Below are 3,578 nucleotides of genomic sequence, written 5' to 3'. Positions count from 1 at the left end.
CTGTTGATGGTCAGAAACGGCACCGGAGCGCCGGCGATCGCCGCCTCGTCGGTGAAGATCAACTGGTCCATCGCCGAGCGGGCCTGGCCGCCGTACTCCGTCGGCCAGCCGAGCGCCAGCCACCCGTCCCGGCCCATCTGGGCGACGGTCTCCCGGTACACATTGCCGGTGCCGTACTCGCCGGACATCGAGGTCAGCGCCTCACGACGGTCGGGGGTGATCAGCTTGACGAAGTACGACCGCAGCTCGGAACGCAACTCCTCCTGCTCCGGGGTGTAACTGATCCGCATCGCCTGTCCTTACCTAGGTCCTTACCTGGGTCCATTCGTTGTAACACGTTCTAGTCGCCAAGATCCAGCCGCCTTCGGCGTCGGCAATCGCGCATGTGGTCGTAAGGTGGCAGCAGCGGCCGTATTCAAGGAGCCATCGAGGAGACTGTGATGCGAGTTGAGGTGGACTACGATCGGTGCGAGGGCAACGCCATCTGCGTCGGCATCGACCCCGATGTATTCGAACTGAACGATGATGAGCAGTGCAACGTCAAAGTCGCTCCCATTCCCAAGGACAAGGAAGCCCACGCCACGCAGGCGATCGCCGAGTGCCCGCGGGCGGCGTTGCGCCGGGTGGACGACGAGTAGACGACTAAAGGTATTCCTACATTGACTTCGAGCGATAGCGCGACTGATCTGTCCGGGAAGGTTGCGGTCGTCACGGGTGCCGCTGCCGGCTTGGGCCGCGCCGAGGCGATCGGCTTGGCCCGCGCGGGCGCCACCGTGGTCGTCAACGACATCTCGGCCGCACTGACGTCCTCCGATGTGATCGACGAGATCGCCGCTGCCGGCTCCAAGGCGGTGGCGGTCGCCGGTGATATCAGCGAGCGGACGACCGCCGACGAACTGGTGGGCCGTGCCGACGGGCTGGGCGGGTTGAGCATCGTCGTCAACAACGCGGGGATCACCCGCGACCGGATGCTGTTCAACATGTCCGATGCGGACTGGGATGCGGTCATCGCGGTGCATCTGCGCGGCCATTTCCTGCTGACCCGCAATGCGGCGGCCTACTGGCGCGACAAGGCCAAGCAGGCTGAAAATCCCGGGGGCACCGTCTACGCGCGGCTCGTCAACACCTCGTCGGAGGCCGGCCTGATGGGGCCGGTGGGGCAGGCCAACTATGCCGCGGCCAAGGCCGGGATCATCGCGTTGACGTTGTCGGCGGCGCGGGCGCTGGGCCGCTACGGGGTGTGCGCCAACGTGATCTGCCCGCGGGCCCGGACCGCGATGACCGCCGACGTGTTCGGCGCCGCGCCGCAGGCCCCCGCTGGCGAGATCGATCCGCTATCCCCGGAACACGTCGTGTCACTGGTCCGGTTTCTCGCCTCACCGGAGGCCCGGTCGGTCAACGGCCAGGTCTTCATCGTTTACGGGCCCGGTGTGACGCTGTTGTCGGCGCCCACCGCGGAGCACCGGTTCATCGCCGACGGCCAGGCGTGGGACCCGGTGAAGCTGAGCGGCACACTGCAGCACTACTTCGCCGATCGTGACCCGGCGCGGGGGTTCGCGGCAACCGACCTGATGAGTTGATCAATCCTCCGGCCGGGCATGCGCGTCGGCCAGCGCGTCCAGGAACGACCTGGCCCAGCGGTCCACGTCGTGCACCAGCACCTGGCGCCGCAGCGACCGCATCCGTCGCCGGCCTTCCTCGGCGGGCTGATTGGCCGCCGCCTCGATGGCGTCCTTGACGCCCTCCAGGTCGTGCGGGTTGACCAGGTAGGCCTGACGCAACTCCGCTGCGGCACCGGTGAATTCACTGAGCACCAACGCGCCGCCGAGATCGCTGCGACAGGCCACGTACTCTTTGGCCACCAGGTTCATCCCGTCGCGGAGCGGGGTGACCAGCATGACATCGCCGGCCACGAAGAACGCGATCAGCTCATCGCGGGGAATCGGACGATGCAGGTAGTGCACCACCGGATGGCCGATCTCGCCGTATTCGCCGTTGATATGACCGACCTGCCGTTCGATGTCGTCGCGCAGGATCTGGTAGCTCTCCACCCGTTCCCGGCTCGGTGTGGCCAGCTGGACCAGCACGGTGTCGTCACGCTTGACGCGGCCCTCGGCGAGCAGCTCGGTGAACGCCTTCAGCCGGACGTCGATGCCTTTGGTGTAGTCGAGCCGGTCCACACCGAGCAGAATTTTGCGGGGATTGCCCAGCTCGGCGCGGATCTCTTTGGCCCGCTGCCGGATCCGGCTACCGCGGGCCTTCCGGTCGAGCTCACTCGAGTCGATGGAGATCGGAAATGCGCCCACCCGGACGGTGCGGTACTCCAACTGCGCCTCACCGAACCGGGACCGCACGCCGACCGATCCCCGGGAGGTGTTGGCGCCGGTGAGGCGCCGGGCCAGGAACAGGAAATTCTGGGCGCCCCCGGCCAGGTGGAACCCGACCAGGTCGGCACCGAGCAGGCCTTCGACGATCTCGGTGCGCCACGGCAGCTGGATGAACAACTCGACCGGCGGGAACGGTATGTGCAGGAAGAAACCGATGGTCACATCGGGGCGAATCGTGCGGAGCATTTTGGGAACGAGCTGCAGCTGGTAGTCCTGCACCCATACCGTCGCGCCGGGTGCGGCGGCGCGGGCGGCGGCCTCGGCGAACCGGCGGTTGACGTCGACATAGCGGTACCACCATTGCCGGTGGTAGATCGGTTTGACGATGACGTCGTGGTACAGCGGCCACAGCGTCGCGTTGGAAAATCCCTCGTAGTACTCGGCGATGTCAGTTGCGCTCAGCCGCACCGGATGCAGCTGCAGCTCGTCGGCCTCGATCGGCTCCGCGGTTGCCTGGACATCACCGCCCGCGTCACCGCCGACATCGATGTTGCCGGGCCATCCCACCCAGGCTCCGCGCCGCCGGCGCAGCAGCGGCTCCAACGCCGTGACCAGCCCGCCCGGGCTGCGTTTCCAGGTGGTCGACCCATCCGGGTGCCGCTCGATGTCGATGGGCAGCCGGTTGGCGACAACCACGAAGTCGGAAATCCCGGGACTTTCGTCGTCGTGACCGCCCCCGGGGGTCATCTATGTCTCGGGTTTCGAAGGCCCGATGCCGAGCATCGACAGAAAGACCCGGCACTCGTCGGCGTCGCTCGCGTAGGCGGCGACCACTCGCCTGGCTTGGCGTGCGGTGCTGTCGGCCAGCGGTTCCACCTCGCCGATATCGGCCGTGTCAGATTTAGCAGCCATGACACAACTGTAGCGAAGTGCGCCGTGCGTCACAGCCGCACAAGCGCCCAGCGGCCACCCAGCGGCGGGTGAGGGCGCCGGCGGACGTAGGCTGTGGGGCGCGAACAAGTGAGGTGGCGCCCGTGACAAGTCCCGTAAGCCCTGATCATGCCGGCACCAGCGCGGTCACTGAGATCCCCGCTGACCTGGTGGACTACGAAACCCTTGACGACGGCCGCATCGCCCGGATCTGGCTCAATCGGCCCGAGGCGCACAACGCGCAGAACCGCACCCTGTTGGTGCAGCTCGACGAGGCGTTCTGCCGGGCCGAGGCCGACGACACTGTTCGGGTGGTGATCC

6 protein-coding genes are annotated in these 3,578 nt (G+C 67.0%); 3 read left to right on the top strand and 3 right to left on the bottom strand.

Annotated features, from left to right (window positions below):
* On the bottom strand, positions 1-290 hold a 290-nt coding region (locus AC2VON_RS25425), incomplete at its 3' end, for an acyl-CoA dehydrogenase family protein (RefSeq protein ID WP_486955295.1).
* A gap of 150 nt (positions 291-440) precedes the next feature.
* On the opposite strand from AC2VON_RS25425, the gene AC2VON_RS25420 reads away from it, so the two are divergent.
* The gene (locus AC2VON_RS25420; protein ID WP_486955294.1) at positions 441-638 is read left to right on the top strand and encodes a ferredoxin; all 198 of its coding nucleotides are present in this window, start codon (positions 441-443) and stop codon (positions 636-638) included.
* A 21-nt stretch (positions 639-659) separates the two neighbouring features.
* The gene (locus tag AC2VON_RS25415; protein WP_486955293.1) at positions 660-1,580 is read left to right on the top strand and encodes a 3-oxoacyl-ACP reductase; all 921 of its coding nucleotides are present in this window, start codon (positions 660-662) and stop codon (positions 1,578-1,580) included.
* On the opposite strand, the gene AC2VON_RS25410 is transcribed toward AC2VON_RS25415, so the two are convergent.
* Positions 1,581-3,074, bottom strand: a complete 1,494-nt coding sequence (locus AC2VON_RS25410) for an alpha,alpha-trehalose-phosphate synthase (UDP-forming) (RefSeq protein ID WP_486955292.1) — start codon at positions 3,072-3,074, stop codon at positions 1,581-1,583.
* Positions 3,075-3,239, bottom strand: a complete 165-nt coding sequence (locus AC2VON_RS25405; RefSeq protein WP_486955291.1) for a hypothetical protein — start codon at positions 3,237-3,239, stop codon at positions 3,075-3,077.
* 173 nt (positions 3,240-3,412) lie between these two features.
* Between AC2VON_RS25405 and AC2VON_RS25400 the strand changes: the two genes are divergently transcribed.
* On the top strand, positions 3,413-3,578 hold a 166-nt coding region (locus AC2VON_RS25400; protein ID WP_486955296.1), incomplete at its 3' end, for an enoyl-CoA hydratase-related protein.

The sequence above is a fragment of the Mycobacterium sp. TH-M82 genome, assembly GCF_057473605.1.
Note: the sequence above shows the minus strand (reverse complement) of the source record. Positions and strands in the feature narration are given on the sequence as shown.